Raw genomic sequence first — 15,554 nt, 5'->3', positions numbered from 1 at the left:
GGACGTTGCCAGAGTTTACATAAAGCCTGGCAACGGAGGCGTTATGAGCTGGCGGCCCTTTTTGTATTTGATTATTAATCCCCACCCGATATTAAGCGCCCGGCGCGGGCATTTGCGCCTGGTGCAGGGTTGACTTTGCATTCTGTTAACAAACACGGTATAACAAACCTTCTTCGGATGTTTAGATGTCCATACGTTTAGAAGGTTATATGCAAACAACACAACAAAATGCGCCACTGAAGCGCACAATGAAAACGCGTCACCTGATAATGCTCTCCTTAGGCGGCGTGATTGGCACAGGGTTATTCTTCAATACCGGGTACATCATCTCCACCACCGGGGCGGCGGGAACGCTACTGGCCTATCTGATTGGCGCGCTGGTGGTCTGGTTGGTTATGCAGTGTCTGGGCGAGCTGTCGGTCGCGATGCCGGAGACCGGGGCGTTTCACGTTTATGCTGCGCGTTATCTCGGCCCCGCAACGGGATATACCGTGGCCTGGCTCTACTGGCTGACCTGGACTGTAGCGCTGGGTTCGAGTTTTACCGCCGCCGGATTCTGTATGCAGTACTGGTTTCCACAGGTGCCGGTTTGGGTCTGGTGTGTGGTGTTCTGCGCGATTATTTTTGGCCTGAACATCATCTCCACGCGCTTTTTTGCCGAAGGGGAGTTCTGGTTCTCGCTGGTAAAAGTGGTCACTATCATCGCCTTTATCATCCTCGGCGGGGCGGCGATTTTTGGTTTTATCCCGATGCAGGATGGCTCACCCGCGCCTGGACTGAGTAATATCACGGCGGAAGGCTGGTTCCCACACGGTGGCTTACCGATCCTGATGACGATGGTGGCGGTGAATTTTGCTTTTTCGGGAACCGAGCTTATCGGCATTGCCGCCGGAGAAACAGAAAACCCGCGCAAGGTCATTCCGGTAGCGATTCGTGCCACTATCGCGCGGCTGATTATTTTCTTTATCGGCACCGTGTTTGTGCTGGCGGCGCTGATCCCGATGCAGCAGGCGGGCGTGGAGAAAAGCCCGTTTGTGCTGGTGTTTGAGAAGGTGGGTATTCCTTACGCCGCCGATATTTTTAACTTCGTGATCCTGACGGCTATTCTATCCGCGGCGAACTCCGGGCTGTATGCCTCCGGGCGCATGCTGTGGTCGCTGTCGAATGAACGTACGCTACCGGCCTGTTTTGCGCGAGTAACGAAAAACGGCGTGCCGCTGACGGCGCTGTCGGTCAGTATGCTCGGTGGTGTACTGGCGCTGTTTTCCAGCGTGGTGGCCCCGGATACGGTATTTGTCGCGCTGTCGGCAATCTCCGGGTTTGCGGTGGTGGCGGTGTGGCTGAGCATTTGCGCTTCACACTTCGTCTTTCGCCGCCGTCATCTGCAGCAGGGTAAGGCATTGAGTGAATTGCATTATCGCGCGCCGTGGTATCCGCTGGTGCCGGTACTGGGATTTGTGCTGTGCCTGGTGGCTTGTGTCGGGCTGGCATTCGATCCAGCGCAGAGAATTGCGCTGTGGTGCGGGTTACCGTTTGTGGCAGTGTGTTATGGTGCTTATTTCCTTACTCAACCGCGTAAAACCAAACAGGAGCCCGAACATGTCGCAGAATAATCCGTTAAGCGCCATCCTCGATAAACAGGATTTCCTGCTGCTCGATGGTGCGATGGCGACGGAGCTGGAAGCGCGTGGCTGTAACTTAGCCGATAGTCTGTGGTCAGCCAAAGTGCTGGTCGAAAATCCGGAGCTTATCCGCGAAGTCCATCTCGATTACTACCGGGCGGGGGCGCAGTGCGCGATCACCGCCAGCTATCAGGCGACGCCGGCGGGCTTTGCCGCGCGAGATCTGGATGAAGCGCAGTCGAAAGCGCTGATTGGCAAAAGCGTGGAGCTGGCGCGTAAAGCCCGCGAAGCGTATCTGGCAGAGAACCCGCAGGCGGGCACGCTGCTGGTAGCAGGATCGGTCGGGCCTTACGGTGCGTATCTGGCGGATGGTTCTGAATACCGTGGTGATTACCAACGTAGCGCTGAAGAGTTTCAGGCGTTTCACCGCCCGCGCGTGGAAGCCTTGCTGGATGCCGGGGCCGATCTTCTGGCCTGTGAAACCCTGCCAAATTTTGCCGAAATTAGCGCGCTGGCTGAGTTATTGACTGCATATCCGCGTGCGCGGGCGTGGTTCTCATTTACCCTGCGCGACAGCGAGCACCTGAGCGACGGTACGCCGCTGCGTGACGTGGTTGCGTTGCTGGCGGATTATCCGCAGGTGGTGGCGCTAGGTATTAACTGCATTGCGCTGGAAAACACCACCGCTGCGTTGCAGCATTTACACAGTTTAACGGCGCTGCCGCTGGTGGTGTATCCGAACTCGGGCGAGCAGTATGATGCCGTGAGCAAAACCTGGCATCATCACGGTGAGCATTGTGCGCATCTGGCGGATTATCTGCCGCAGTGGCAGGCCGCTGGCGCACGGTTGATTGGCGGGTGCTGTCGCACCACGCCTGCGGATATTGCCGCGCTAAAAGCGCGAAGCTGAGAGTTTATCGGGCCTGCATCGTTCAATGTAGGCCTGATAAGCGCAGCGCATCAGGCATTGCCGGATGGTGGCACAAGCGCCTTATCCGGCCTACAAAGCCACAAAACGTTATGCTGCATCCGCCAGAACAAACATGCCGTACGGATGGATTTCGAGATAATACTGCTCGCCGACGTCCGGCTGTAAACGCGTAGCGTTGACCTGCAATAAGATCTCCTGCCCGTGCCATTCCACCGTGACTTCATACTGGGGGCCCATATAGGCCACGTGGCGGATCACGCAGCGCTGACTCTCTTCGCCGCGATCGCTGAGCGTGATCGCTTCCGGGCGCACGCCGACCATGCCTTCGCCTTGCGTATCAAAGTGCAGCGGGCGCGGCAGGTGGTAGCCGTAGATATCAACGTATTGGTCACTGAAGGTGGCCGGGAACAGGTTGGCGTCACCCATAAAACTTGCCATAAAGCGCGAGGCGGGCTGGCGGTAAAGATCCTGCGGTGAACCGATCTGCATGATGTGTCCCTTGTTCATCACCAGCACGGTATCGGAAACCGCAAAGGCTTCGCTTTGATCGTGGGTGACGTACAGCGAGGTGATATCAAACTGCTTTTGCAGTTCGCGGATCTTGTCGCGCATGCTGCGACGCAGGTTGGCGTCGAGGTTACTTAACGGCTCATCAAACAGCAGCACTTTCGGCTTGAGGATCAATGCGCGGGCCAGCGCTACGCGCTGCTGCTGACCGCCGGAGATCTGATCGACATAGCGCTCTTCGAATCCTTCCAGATCGACCATCGCCAGTGCCTCTTTGACACGGGCTTTCACCTCAGCGCGGGATACGCCGAGCATCTTCAGACCGTAACCCACGTTCTCTCCCAGCGACATATGCGGGAACAGGGCATAGGACTGAAACACCATACAGATATCACGCTGCTGAATTGAGCGATGGGTGACGTCTTCGCCATCAATGAAAATCTGCCCTTCGCTCGGTTTTTCCAGCCCGGCGACCAGGCGCAAAATGGTGGTTTTGCCACAACCGGACGGGCCGAGCAGCGTCACCATTTGCCCCTGCGGGATGGTGAGGTTGATATTGTCGATTACCGTATTACTGCCAAATCGTTTGGTGACGTTGCGCAGTTCAACGAAATTTTTCTGAGTCATAGTGCGCTCCATTACGCCTGGTTTTTGGCTTTTGAACGGGAGGTACGTGATTCACCGATCAGCCAGTCAAAGATGAAAATAATCGCCAGCATCACCACGATCAGAATGGAACCGTAGGCAATCGCCACACCGTATTCGCCGTCTTCCACTCGGTTAAGGATGTAGGCCGTCGCTACGCGGGTATCCGGCGTGACGAGGAACACAATGGCGCTGACGGTGGTAATGGCGCGCACAAAGCTGTAAATCAGCGCCGAAAGGATCGCCGGGCGTAGCAGCGGCAGCAGGATATGCGTAATGGTACGCAGCGAACCGGCGCGCAGGCTGAGCGAGGCTTCATCCAGTGATTTATCGATCTGGCCTAAGCCCGCGATACCCGCGCGAATACCGACCGGGACGTTACGCATTACCATCGAGATAATGACAATCGCCGCCGTACCAGTGAGGTAAACCGGGGCGCTGTTAAAGGCCAGAATGTACGATACGCCCGCGACGGTGCCTGGAACGGCAAAGCACAGCATGGTGGTGAACTCGATGGTCTTCTTGCCCTTAAACTGTTGGCGCACGACTACCCAGGCGATCAGCAGACCGAAGATGGCGGTGATCGGCGCGGCAATACCGGCGTAGAGCAGGGTGTCGAGCAGTGAAGGCCATGCGCCGTCGCTCATCCCCTGACCGAACAGTTTGGTAAAGTTCGCTAACGTCAGGGTGTAGTCCACGCCCCAGTTAACGGTGAAACTGCCGTAGAAAATGCTGCCGTACAACAGGGCGTTAAAGGCAATCCACACCGCCAGCAGCGCGACCACGCTCCATACCAACGTCACAGGTAACGGTTGCACGTCGCCCCGGTAGGATTTACCGGAAACGGTGACGTATGAGCGTTTACCAATCCACATATATTGCACGCAGAACACCAGCAGCGAGAACAGCAGCAGGAAGGCACCCAGCGTACTGGCGGCCTGGTAGTCGAGCTGCGAACCGGTGATGTAGAAGTAGATTTGCGTTGCCAGCACGTCGAAGTTACCGCCGAGCACCAGCGGGTTACTAAAGTCAGCCAGCGACTGCACAACCACAATCAAAAAGGCGTTCGCCAGCGCTGGTTTCAGCAGCGGGACAAACACGCCGTTAAAGGTCTGCCAGCGGCTGGCACGCAGGGTGTACGACGCTTCTTCCAGCGATGGATGAATGGTTTTGATTGCTCCGTCGAGGATCATAAACGCCATCGGGGTGAAGGCCAGCACCTGCGCCAGCCAGATGCCGGTAAAACCGTACAGCCAGTTGGTGTTGGTTAAGCCAAACCATTCGACCATAAATTCGGTGATGTAGCCGGAGCGTCCCATCATCAGCGTGACGCCTAAACCCACGACAAACGGCGGGGTGACGATCGGCAGAATCGAGAAAATTCGTCCGATAATAGCGCTGCGTCTGGCGATACGGGTGGTATAGATAGCCAGTACCAGACCAAAGAAGGTACAGCCGACGCCGACGGCAATCGACAGCATAATCGAGTTGAGGATCACCTGAATGATATGTGCCTGCGACAGCACATTCATAAACGCCAGCGGGGCAAATTCCCCGGCGTCGTTGGTGAACATCGGAATAAAAATAGCGATACTTGGCCAGACGATAAAAATACCGATCAAGGCGACAATCGCGGTGAGCGAGCCGATGACGAAACGGTCGCCGCCCAGCCATTCCAGACGGGTGAGCGCCAGGGTCATGATCGCGCCAAGTGCCACAAACAACACTATGGTGGCATAGCCTAAGCCGCGCCCCTCAAGAGTCGCGCTGGCGACGATAAACGCCATACAGAAAAAAGCCCAGCCCGCATCAAGATAATGGCGGCCGCGCTGTTCGCGCCTGGCCTCATGGAACGGGCGCACCAGTAGCAGGCTCGGCAGCAGATACCATAACCAACTGATATTGAACTGTGACCAGCCGTAGGCGGCGAGTATTTCCTCGCCTGTCGACTCCAGCAGACCGTAGTCCAGGCTCCAGCTTGGCAACAGGGCAAACGCCAGCCAGCCAAGCAAAACCCAAAGAAATATCGCATCCCGTTTTTTCACGGGATGGAGTGCAAGTGTGTGTGACATAGCGGTTCCGGTATTCCAGGCCGGATGCAGTATTTACGCCGCACCCGGCAAATGATCGCCGATGTAGGCTTATTTACCCATCTTCACTTCGCTGACCCACTTATTGATCAACGCTTTACGCACGTCGGTCGAGCCGTACTTATCCATGTCGTAATTGATAAGTTTCAGGTCGTCGAGCTTCAGCGAGTTAGGAGACGTCTCGGCGGTGGTGTTGGTCAGAATCTGATAGGACTTACCTTTCTTCCACGCCAGTTCCTGGGCATCTTTTGACAGTACCCAGTCAACGAACAGTTTGGCGTTATCGAGGTTGCGCGCGCCTTTCAGAATGCTAACGCCGCCGATCTCATAGCCAGTACCTTCGCACGGTGAAATTAGCTCCAGCGGTGCGCCCTGTTCTTTTTCCAGCGAGTAGTCGTGCAGGAAGCCAATGCCAATCGCCGTTTCGCCACGGGCGGCGTTACGCGCTGGGGCAATGCCTGATTTAGTGTATTGAGAGACGTTGGCGTTGAGCTGTTTCAGGTAGTCAAAGGCCTGATCTTCACCCCACAACTGGGCAAAAGTCGCCAGCGCGGTATAGGCGGTACCGGAACTTTGCGGGTCAGCAATCTGGATTTCACCTTTGTATTCCGGTTTGGTCAGATCCTTCCAGCATTTTGGCACAGGCAGGTTTTTCTCTTTCAGGCGCTGGGTATTGACGCCAAAGCCCAGAATACCGACGTAAACCGCCGAGGACAGGTTGCCTTTCACCTTCGCGGGATCGCGGAATTTCTCCATGATCTGTTCGAGATTGGGTGATTTATACGGCTGCAGCAGGCCCATTTCACCGGCCTGGGACTGCGGATCCAGCGTACCGCCGTACCAGACATCCGCCTGCGGATTTTTCTTCTCGGCATCCACTTTCGCCAGCGTACTGCCCGAGCCGTTGCGAATGAATGAGGTTTTCACATCATATTTTTCACCGAAGGCTTTGGTTTCGGTTTCGCACATCTCGTTAGTGGCGCTGCAATACACCACCAGACGGCCCTGCGCCTGAGCTGCATTGCTGAAGGCTGCCAGCGTCAGAGCGGAGGCAATTAGTGTAGAGGTAAGCGTCAGTTTCATTGTTTTATCCTTTGACTGAGAGAAGGGGTAATGCCTGCAATGAGCAGTGGCATCAGCAATAAACCCATAAAGACAGCGGCGACCGAGAGCAAACTGAACATTCCCGACCAGCCGTAGTGTTCTATGACCAGCGACAGCGGCCAACCCGCCAGCGCGGCCCCCAGATAGGCGAACAGCCCGAGAAAACCGGTAATTGAACCTGCTGCCGCTTTGTGTCCGCACTCCACTGCCGCGAGGCCAATCAGCATCTGTGGGCCAAACACAAAAAAGCCCACCGTAAAGAAACACATTGCCAGTAGCGCGTAGTGGTGCACTGGCGCCAGCCACAGCGCGGCGACGGAGACCATCAGCCCCAGCGTGAACAGCAAAATCATCGGCGCACGCTGACCGCTGAACAGCAGATCCGATCCCCATCCGGCAAACAGCGCCCCCAGCAAACCGCCAACTTCAAACAGCATCACCGTGGCATTGGCGCTGAGCAGATTCACGCCGTGGCTTTCCGTCAGCCAGATGTTGCCCCAGTCGTTGAGCGCAATGCGGATCAAATAGACCAATACATACGACACGCCTAGCAGCCAGATCATCGGGTTTTTCAGCATGGTGGTACGTAACATTTGCCACAGCCCCATCGGCGGACTTTGCTGTTCCTGACGCAGCTCCAGCGGGTCATGCCGCCATTCCCCAACCGTCGGTAATCCCTCTTCCCGGGGCGTGCCTTTCAGTTGCAGAGTGAGCCAAATGCCTAACGCCATGCTGATAATCCCCGGTGCCAGCATCGCTGCCTGCCAGCCCCACCAGTGGGCGGCAAAGGCGCTAATCAGTGGGATAACTGCCCCACCAATGTTGATCGACATATTCCAGCAGCCCCACCAGAATCCGCGTTCGTTGCGCGAGTACCAGTGGGTCAGTAGTCGGGCGCAGGGCGGCCAGCCCCAGCCCTGAAAAAATCCGTTCAGCGTCCAGACCACCAGCAGTAGCGTCAGCGATTCACCAAAGGCGAACAGCACATTCAAAACACCGGTGGCGAAAAGGCCAATGCCCATAAATGCGCGTTGTCCGTGGCTGTCGTGCCACAGGCCGGCGGTAAATTTCGACAGACCATAGGTCAGGTAAAACAGCGACCCCAACAGACCGATATCGCCTTTATCCAGACCGAGGTCCGTTTGTAGCGCCGGGAGGACGTAGTTAACGCTTTTGCGCGTCAGATAAAACGCTGCGTAACCAATGACCATACACATCAGCAGCCGAGGGCGTAGCGCCCGGTATTGTTGGTCTGTTTCGCTGGCTGGGCGTGCGTGCATGGCTGTCTCCGTTTGTGCTGACTATAGGAAAGTGAAAGCAAAAGAGGATGAGAGAAAGTCCAGAGTGGCTAAGACTTTTTCCTGGTTAGCGGCTGATTTGTTGCAAATTTGTGGGCAGGTTAACAATTACCCGCGTGCCGCCGTTTGATTCGAGCGTCAGTTCGCCGCCAAGAGCGCTGACCCGCTCACGCATTCCCTGGATACCGAAACCGGGAATTTTTTCCGGCAGAATACCCACGCCGTTGTCAGCGACGTCCAGAAACAAGCTATGTTCCTGCTGGCGCAGCGTAATCGACACATCGCTGGCATCGGCATGTTTACAGACGTTATTGAGTAACTCCTGCAACAGGCGATACAGCGTGAAGCGCACCGTTTCGTTTTCTGGCGTATTCTCTAGCTGATAATCAAAGCGACAGCGAATGCCCCGTTCAGCAAAAGCAAATTCATTCACCAGATGATGTAGTGCATCTTTAAAAGACAGTTCATCGAGCGCGGGTGGACGCAGCTGGCGCAGCAGCTGGCGGGTGGAGTGGTGAATACGCCGGGCCAGGTCGTTGATCTGATTTGCCGCTTCAAGCGTTTGCTCGCGACCCGGTGCGCGTTTGACCAGTTGTGATTGAATTTGAATGGCGGTGATGTTCTGACCAATTTCGTCGTGCAGTTCCCGCGCCAGGCTTTTGCGCGTGTTTTCTTCGGTGCGGATCAGCTGTTCGGTCAGCGCGCGACGCGCCGCCAGTTCAGTTTCCAGACGCTGGCGATAATGGTGCAGGTTTTGCGCCAGATGCTGCTGGCGGCTGATGGCGATCCCCAGCCCTATGCCGAGCAGCGCCTGGGTGGCGAGGAAAATCTCCAGCTCCAGTAAATTACTGAACCCGACGCCGATTTGCCGGGCGATGGTGATCATCATACTGCCGAGCAATCCGGACAACACGCCGCCCTGCCAGCCAAATTTCCACGCCATCACCACGTTCGGTAAGAACACCACGATCAGCAACAGGCGCTCGATCTCCGGCGACAACACCATCTGGGTGCCGATGCCAATAATAAAAAACAGGCTGCACCAGATGATAAGCGAGGTGCGCAGCGGGGGATTGGTGGTATCCAGCCCGAGCAAATGATAGCGGTGCTGCTGGCGCAAAAATTCATAGATCAGATAGACAAACGGCGTCAGCAGCACGCCGCCGGTAAACGACGCCAGGCCAATTAACGTTGCCGGACTTTGGATAAACGGTGAAAGCAGGGCGGTATTGAGCAATGAGGTGAGCGTCACCGCGGCCAGCAGCAGCGTTAAGCGCTGCCAGTAAAGGGGGAAACGGTGCCAGTATGACTGGCCGATGCTCGCCGGAATTAGGCTAATAAACGGCGCGGCCAGCAGGATATAGCCATTCAATAATTGCTCACTGTGCAGCCAGAACAACATCAGCACCGGCGGCAATACCAGCGCGGGCCAGTAACGGCGAGAAAGCAGGATGAGCAGCGCGAGATAGACGCCGTGTGGCAGGAACAGCGCCGCCTGCTGGCCGTTGTGGGTCAGGTAAAACCCCAGCGTCCACAGCATCAACCAGCCCGATCCCCAGGCCAGCAGAATAAACAGAGAAATAACCCAATGCCGAAGGCTACGCGACATTAATGCCCCGTAATAGCTGGTGGTCGAGGGCAAAATGCACCAGATCGATGGTGCTGTGGCATTGCAGTTTGCCCAGCACGTTCGCCCGATGAACGTGTACCGTCTTGTGGCTGAGGTCGAGCTTGAAGGCGATCTCTTTTACGCTGTCGCCTTTGACCAACAGCTCAAACACTTCGCGCTCGCGTGGGGTCAGTACTTCCAGTACCTGCGCGGGCTGTTCGCCGCCGCGTAGCGCCCGCAGCGCATCGGCGCACAGGTAATGCCCGCCCATACCGACCGATCGTACCGCCTGCACCAGTTCTTCTGGTCCACAGCGTTTGGTCAGGTAGCCACTGGCGCCGGCATCCAGCGCACTTTGCACAAACGTGGGTGAGTCATAGATGCTGAGAATGATGGCGCGAAAACCGGGCTTCTGTGCCCGCAGTCGTTTTAACAGGCTCAGACCATTTTCATCCGGCATGGCGATATCCATCACCGCAACGTTGACGTCATCATGCAGAAGTGCAGGCCAGGCCTCCGCTGCGCTGCTGTACTGACCGGTAACGTTGAGATCGTCTTCGAGACTGAGTAATTGCGCAAAGCCGGAACGCACCACCACATGGTCATCCACCAGCACAACATGAATCATGATTTTACTCTCTTGCCTGATAATGGCGTCTATGATGCCGGTCAGCGCCGCGCTGGCAATCATCCAGGTGTAGTTATGTAACGAATGTAACAAAATCGCAATAATTTGCCGGGTGCTGTAGGCCTGATGGCGCTGCGCTTATCAGGCCTACGAATTCCATCTGTAATGAGCAAAATCACTAACTATTGCCGCTTTTTTTCTAAAAACGCTTTGTTCTTAGCCAGAATTTTTAATTCCTTTATCAAATTGTGCCGCAACGAAATACTGCCTCCATAACAAGACAGGGGAGCAGACAATCATGGCTATTTCATCGCGTAACGCACTTCTCGGTGCACTGGCATTCATCGCATTTCAGGCGCAGGCGGTGAACGTAACCGTCGCTTATCAGACCTCCGCCGAACCCGCCAAAGTGGCGCAGGCGGATAATACTTTTGCCAAAGAGAGCGGCGCTACCGTTGACTGGCGCAAATTCGACAGCGGCGCGAGCATCGTCCGGGCGCTAGCCTCCGGCGACGTGCAGATCGGTAATCTTGGCTCCAGCCCGCTGGCGGTCGCCGCCAGTCAGCAAGTACCCATTGAAGTTTTTCTGCTGGCGTCAAAGCTTGGTAACTCAGAGGCACTAGTGGTGAAGAAAAACATCAGTAAACCGGAAGATTTGATTGGCAAACGCATTGCGGTGCCGTTTATCTCCACCACCCATTACAGCCTGCTGGCGGCGTTGAAACACTGGGGGATTAAACCCGGTCAGGTGGAGATTGTGAACCTGCAACCACCTGCGATTATTGCCGCATGGCAGCGCGGGGATATTGACGGCGCGTACGTCTGGGCTCCTGCGGTCAATGCACTGGAAAAAGACGGCAAGGTGTTAACCGACTCATCGCAGGTTGGTGAGTGGGGCGCACCGACGCTGGACGTGTGGGTGGTACGCAAAGATTTTGCCGAGAAGCATCCTGAGGTGGTGAAAGCCTTTGCCAAAAGCGCTATCGATGCGCAGCAACCTTATATCGCTAATCCCGATGAGTGGCTGAAGCAGCCGGAGAATATCAGCAAATTGTCGCGTTTAAGCGGCGTGCCGGAAGCGGATGTGCCGGGACTGGTGAAAGGTAACACTTACCTGACGCCGCAACAGCAGACTGCCGAACTGACCGGACCGGTGAACAAAGCCATTATCGACACCGCGCAGTTCCTCAAAGAGCAGGGCAAAGTCCCCGCTGTTGCGACGGATTACAGCCAGTATGTGACCGATCGCTTCGTGCAATAAATAAGGAGGCGCTGATGCTGCAAATCTCTCATCTTGCCGCCAGCTACGGTGGAAAACCGGCGCTGGAGGATATCAACCTGATGCTCGATAGCGGTGAGCTGCTGGTGGTACTTGGACCTTCCGGTTGCGGGAAAACCACATTGTTAAATCTGATTGCCGGATTTGTGCCGTATCAGCATGGCAGCATCACGCTGGCGGGTAACAGGGTTGATGGTCCGGGGGCAGATCGCGGGGTCGTGTTCCAGAATGAAGGTCTGCTGCCCTGGCGTAACGTGCAGGACAACGTGGCTTTTGGTCTGCAGCTGGCGGGGGGGGATAAACCACAGCGTCAGCGTATTGCCCTGGAGATGTTGCAGAAAGTCGGGCTGGAGGACGCGGGCAAACGCTTTATCTGGCAGCTTTCCGGTGGACAGCGGCAGCGCGTCGGCATTGCGCGGGCGCTGGCGGCCAATCCACAGTTGTTGTTGCTGGATGAACCTTTTGGCGCGCTCGACGCCTTTACTCGTGAGCAGATGCAAACCCTGCTGCTGAAGCTGTGGCATGAGACTGGCAAACAGGTGCTGTTGATTACGCACGATATTGAAGAAGCGGTGTTTATGGCGACAGAGCTGGTATTGCTGTCGCCAGGCCCTGGCCGGGTACTGGAGCGTCTGCCGCTGAATTTCGCCCGTCGCTTTGTGGCTGGAGAGTCGAGTCGCAGCATTAAGTCCGATCCGCAGTTTATCGCCATGCGCGAGTACGTGTTAGGTCGAGTCTTTGAACAACGGGAGGCATTTTCATGAGCGTGGTGATTAATGATAAACCCCGTCGCCAGCGCGCGCTCAACTGGCGCTGGCCGTTCTCGCGGCAGATTACCTTAAGCCTTGGTACGTTGGCCGTCATTTTGGCGTTGTGGTGGACGGTGGCGGCGCTGCAGTTAGTCAGTCCGCTGTTTTTACCGCCACCGGGACAGGTTTTACAAAAGCTGATCGTTATTGCCGGTCCGCAGGGATTTATGGACGCCACGCTGTGGCAGCATCTGGCGGCGAGTCTGACACGTATTGTTATCGCGCTGCTGGCGGCGGTGCTGCTGGGCGTTCCGGTTGGAATCGCTATGGGGCTGAGTCCGACGATGCGCGGCATTCTCGATCCGATCATTGAGCTGTATCGTCCGGTTCCGCCCCTGGCCTATCTACCGCTGATGGTCATTTGGTTTGGCATCGGTGAAACGTCCAAGATCTTGCTTATCTATCTGGCGATTTTTGCCCCTGTAGCGATGTCGGCGCTGGCGGGAGTGAAAAGTGCGCAGCAGGTGAGAGTGCGCGCCGCGCAATCGCTGGGAGCCAGCCGTGCGCAGGTGCTGTGGTTTGTTATTTTGCCGGGGGCATTACCTGAGATCCTCACCGGATTACGTATCGGACTTGGGGTGGGCTGGTCGACGCTGGTGGCCGCAGAGCTGATTGCCGCCACGCGAGGCTTAGGATTTATGGTCCAGTCTGCCAGTGAGTTTCTGGCAACGGATGTGGTGCTGGCGGGGATCGCGGTGATTGCCGTTATCGCGTTTATTTTAGAACTGGGTCTGCGTGCGCTTCAGCGCCGTCTGACGCCCTGGCATGGAGAAGTACAATGAGTGAACGTCTGAGCATAACCCCGCTGGGGCCGTATATTGGCGCACAAATTTCTGGTGCGGATTTGGCGCGTCCGCTGAGCGATAATCAGTTTGAACAGCTTTATCATGCGGTATTGCGCCACCAGGTGGTGTTTCTGCGCGAGCAGGTTATTACGCCGCAACAACAGCGGGCGCTGGCGCTGCGTTTTGGCGATCTGCATATTCACCCGGTCTATCCGCATGCCGAAGGAGTAGAAGAAATTATCGTGCTGGATACCCATAACGATAATCCGCCGGATAACGACAACTGGCACACCGATGTCACCTTTATCGACACGCCGCCTGCCGGGGCGATTTTAGCGGCGAAAGAGCTGCCATCAACCGGGGGCGACACTCTGTGGACCAGTGGGATTGCCGCTTATGAAGCATTGTCTGAGCCGTTCCGTCAGTTGCTGAGTGGCCTGCGGGCAGAGCATGATTTCCGTAAATCATTTCAGGAATATAAATATCGCAAGACCCCAGAGGAGCACCTGCGCTGGCTGGAGGCCGTCGCTAAACATCCACCGTTGCTGCATCCGGTGGTGCGCACGCATCCGGTGAGCGGGAAGCAGGCGCTGTTCGTGAATGAAGGATTTACCACGCGAATTGTTGATGTCACGGAAAAAGAGAGCGAGGCGTTACTGAGCTTTTTGTTCGCGCATATCACCAAACCGGAGTTTAAGGTGCGCTGGCGCTGGCAGCCCAACGATGTGGCGATTTGGGATAATCGCGTGACGCAGCATTATGCGAATGCGGATTATCTGCCGCAGCGGCGCATTATGCATCGGGCAACGATTCTGGGAGATAAGCCGTTTTATCGGGCGTGATGATTACCGGAGACGCTTCACTTGCCGGGCCTACGACCTGTAGGCCCGGTTAGGCGTTATTAACGCAGAATTTTTTTCTCAGCCAGATCCAGTGCGAAGTAGCTGAAGATCAGATCCGCGCCAGCGCGTTTGATCGACCCTAAGCTTTCCAGCACCACTTTCTCTTCATCTATAGCCCCCGCCAGCGCCGCGAATTTGATCATCGCGTATTCACCGCTGACCTGATAAGCGCCAATCGGCAGCTCGGTGCGCTCGCGGATATCACGCAGAATATCGAGGTATGCGCCAGCCGGTTTGACCATCAGGCAGTCTGCGCCCTGGGCTTCATCCAGCAGCGATTCGCGAATCGCTTCCCGACGGTTCATCGGGTTCATCTGATAGGTTTTACGATCGCCTTTCAGCGCGGTGCCCGCGGCTTCACGGAATGGGCCGTAAAAAGATGAGGCAAACTTAGTGGAGTAGGACATGATAGCGGTATCGGTGAAGCCCGCGGCGTCCAGCGCCTGGCGAATCGCCTGTACCTGACCATCCATTGCGGCGGAAGGTGCGATGAAGTCCGCACCCGCTGCGGCGGCAACCACCGCCTGCTTGCCGAGGTTGGTAAGGGTTAAATCGTTATCCACGCCGTGATCGCATAACACGCCGCAGTGGCCGTGTGAGGTGTATTCGCAGAAGCAGGTGTCGGACATGACGATCATTTCCGGCACGGTCTGTTTGCAGATACGCGACATGCGCGCCACCAGGCCGTCTTCTTTCCAGGCATCGCTACCAGTGTCATCCGTATGGTGGGAAATGCCGAAAGTCATCACCGAGCGGATGCCAGCATTAGCAATGCGTTCAATTTCGCGCGCCAGGTGCTTCTCTGGAATACGCATCACGCCTGGCATGGCGTCGATAGCTTTGTAATCGTCGAGTTCTTCTTCAACAAAGATCGGCAACACCAGGTCATTTAAGCTGAGTGTTGTCTCTTCAAACATAGCGCGCAGCGCGGGAGATTTGCGCAGGCGGCGAGGGCGTTGGATTAGGTCTGTCATGGTATGCCTGATGTTTGTGGAATCGAAGGCCGTAGTATACCCGAACCTGAGGGCGTGTGGTTTACGAAAGTTGGCGTTATATCTGGATTTCCTGTAACGAAGGGATGAATCATTAGCGCAATTTATTCACAAGCATAGCAATTTATTCATATTCATTATTTTGTTTGTTGTTTTTTTTATTATTTTAAATATCTATATGTTTGCTTTTATAGCGTGGCGTATAGATTGGGTTTATTTATTGGTTATTTATTTGTTTGCGTTCTGATTCATTGGTAAATTGTATATTTTGAATATTGATTCTTTTTAATTGATTGAAAATATTGGTTTTTATATTTCTTAAATGGCGTGAATTGAATTTATTACGTTGTCCG

13 protein-coding genes are annotated in these 15,554 nt (G+C 55.5%); 6 read left to right on the top strand and 7 right to left on the bottom strand.

Features of this window, described 5'->3' with window-relative positions; genetic code table 11:
• Positions 1 to 209: 209 nt before the first annotated feature.
• Together mmuP and mmuM are read left to right on the top strand one after the other, a co-directional pair.
• Entirely contained in the window at positions 210 to 1,613 is a 1,404-nt protein-coding gene (gene mmuP / locus OGX66_RS11610; protein WP_088903371.1) for an S-methylmethionine permease, read from the top strand.
• Positions 1,600 to 2,532: a homocysteine S-methyltransferase gene (mmuM, locus tag OGX66_RS11605; protein ID WP_086550913.1), complete on the top strand. Its 933-nt coding sequence runs from the start codon at positions 1,600 to 1,602 to the stop codon at positions 2,530 to 2,532. The genes mmuP and mmuM overlap by 14 nt, the downstream gene beginning before the upstream one ends.
• A gap of 108 nt (positions 2,533 to 2,640) precedes the next feature.
• On the opposite strand, the gene fbpC is transcribed toward mmuM, so the two are convergent.
• The 6 genes from fbpC to OGX66_RS11575 all read right to left on the bottom strand — a co-directional run bounded on the left by fbpC (position 2,641) and on the right by OGX66_RS11575 (position 10,434).
• Positions 2,641 to 3,687, bottom strand: a complete 1,047-nt coding sequence (gene fbpC / locus OGX66_RS11600; RefSeq protein WP_003838618.1) for a ferric ABC transporter ATP-binding protein — start codon at positions 3,685 to 3,687, stop codon at positions 2,641 to 2,643.
• 11 nt (positions 3,688 to 3,698) lie between these two features.
• Positions 3,699 to 5,777: an ABC transporter permease gene (locus tag OGX66_RS11595; RefSeq protein WP_048216772.1), complete on the bottom strand. Its 2,079-nt coding sequence runs from the start codon at positions 5,775 to 5,777 to the stop codon at positions 3,699 to 3,701.
• Positions 5,778 to 5,846: 69 nt separating this feature from the next.
• On the bottom strand, positions 5,847 to 6,878 hold the full coding sequence (locus tag OGX66_RS11590; protein WP_003021397.1) for an ABC transporter substrate-binding protein: 1,032 nt from the start codon (positions 6,876 to 6,878) through the stop codon (positions 5,847 to 5,849).
• The gene (gene uhpC, locus OGX66_RS11585) at positions 6,875 to 8,179 is read right to left on the bottom strand and encodes an MFS transporter family glucose-6-phosphate receptor UhpC (RefSeq protein WP_044714438.1); all 1,305 of its coding nucleotides are present in this window, start codon (positions 8,177 to 8,179) and stop codon (positions 6,875 to 6,877) included. The genes OGX66_RS11590 and uhpC overlap by 4 nt, the downstream gene beginning before the upstream one ends.
• Positions 8,180 to 8,264: 85 nt before the next feature.
• Positions 8,265 to 9,806 carry an MASE1 domain-containing sensor histidine kinase gene (locus OGX66_RS11580; protein WP_057101214.1) on the bottom strand — a complete coding sequence of 514 codons (1,542 nt, stop codon included), beginning with the start codon at positions 9,804 to 9,806 and terminating at the stop codon, positions 8,265 to 8,267.
• Complete coding sequence (locus OGX66_RS11575) at positions 9,796 to 10,434, bottom strand: response regulator transcription factor (RefSeq protein ID WP_270921795.1); 639 nt, start codon at positions 10,432 to 10,434, stop codon at positions 9,796 to 9,798. Before OGX66_RS11575 ends, OGX66_RS11580 begins: the two co-directional genes overlap by 11 nt.
• A 298-nt stretch (positions 10,435 to 10,732) precedes the next feature.
• Between OGX66_RS11575 and tauA the strand changes: the two genes are divergently transcribed.
• From tauA to tauD, 4 genes are read left to right on the top strand one after another with little or no spacing between them, the layout of a single operon-like run.
• On the top strand, positions 10,733 to 11,695 hold the full coding sequence (tauA, locus tag OGX66_RS11570) for a taurine ABC transporter substrate-binding protein (RefSeq protein WP_003021410.1): 963 nt from the start codon (positions 10,733 to 10,735) through the stop codon (positions 11,693 to 11,695).
• Positions 11,696 to 11,709: 14 nt separating this feature from the next.
• The gene (tauB, locus tag OGX66_RS11565) at positions 11,710 to 12,477 is read left to right on the top strand and encodes a taurine ABC transporter ATP-binding subunit (protein WP_088902673.1); all 768 of its coding nucleotides are present in this window, start codon (positions 11,710 to 11,712) and stop codon (positions 12,475 to 12,477) included.
• Positions 12,474 to 13,304, top strand: a complete 831-nt coding sequence (gene tauC, locus OGX66_RS11560; protein WP_088902672.1) for a taurine ABC transporter permease TauC — start codon at positions 12,474 to 12,476, stop codon at positions 13,302 to 13,304. Before tauB ends, tauC begins: the two co-directional genes overlap by 4 nt.
• Positions 13,301 to 14,149 (top strand): taurine dioxygenase, encoded by an 849-nt coding sequence (gene tauD / locus OGX66_RS11555; protein WP_088902671.1) that lies wholly within the window; start codon positions 13,301 to 13,303, stop codon positions 14,147 to 14,149. Before tauC ends, tauD begins: the two co-directional genes overlap by 4 nt.
• Before the next feature lie 59 nt (positions 14,150 to 14,208).
• Here the strand turns inward: tauD and hemB are convergent, their stop codons facing one another.
• Positions 14,209 to 15,183 (bottom strand): porphobilinogen synthase, encoded by a 975-nt coding sequence (gene hemB, locus OGX66_RS11550; protein ID WP_003021420.1) that lies wholly within the window; start codon positions 15,181 to 15,183, stop codon positions 14,209 to 14,211.
• Positions 15,184 to 15,554: the final 371 nt, after the last annotated feature.

The organism is Citrobacter sp. Cf072, assembly GCF_030334485.1.
GTDB classification, from domain to species: Bacteria; Pseudomonadota; Gammaproteobacteria; order Enterobacterales; family Enterobacteriaceae; genus Citrobacter; species Citrobacter freundii.
Note: the sequence above shows the minus strand (reverse complement) of the source record. Positions and strands in the feature narration are given on the sequence as shown.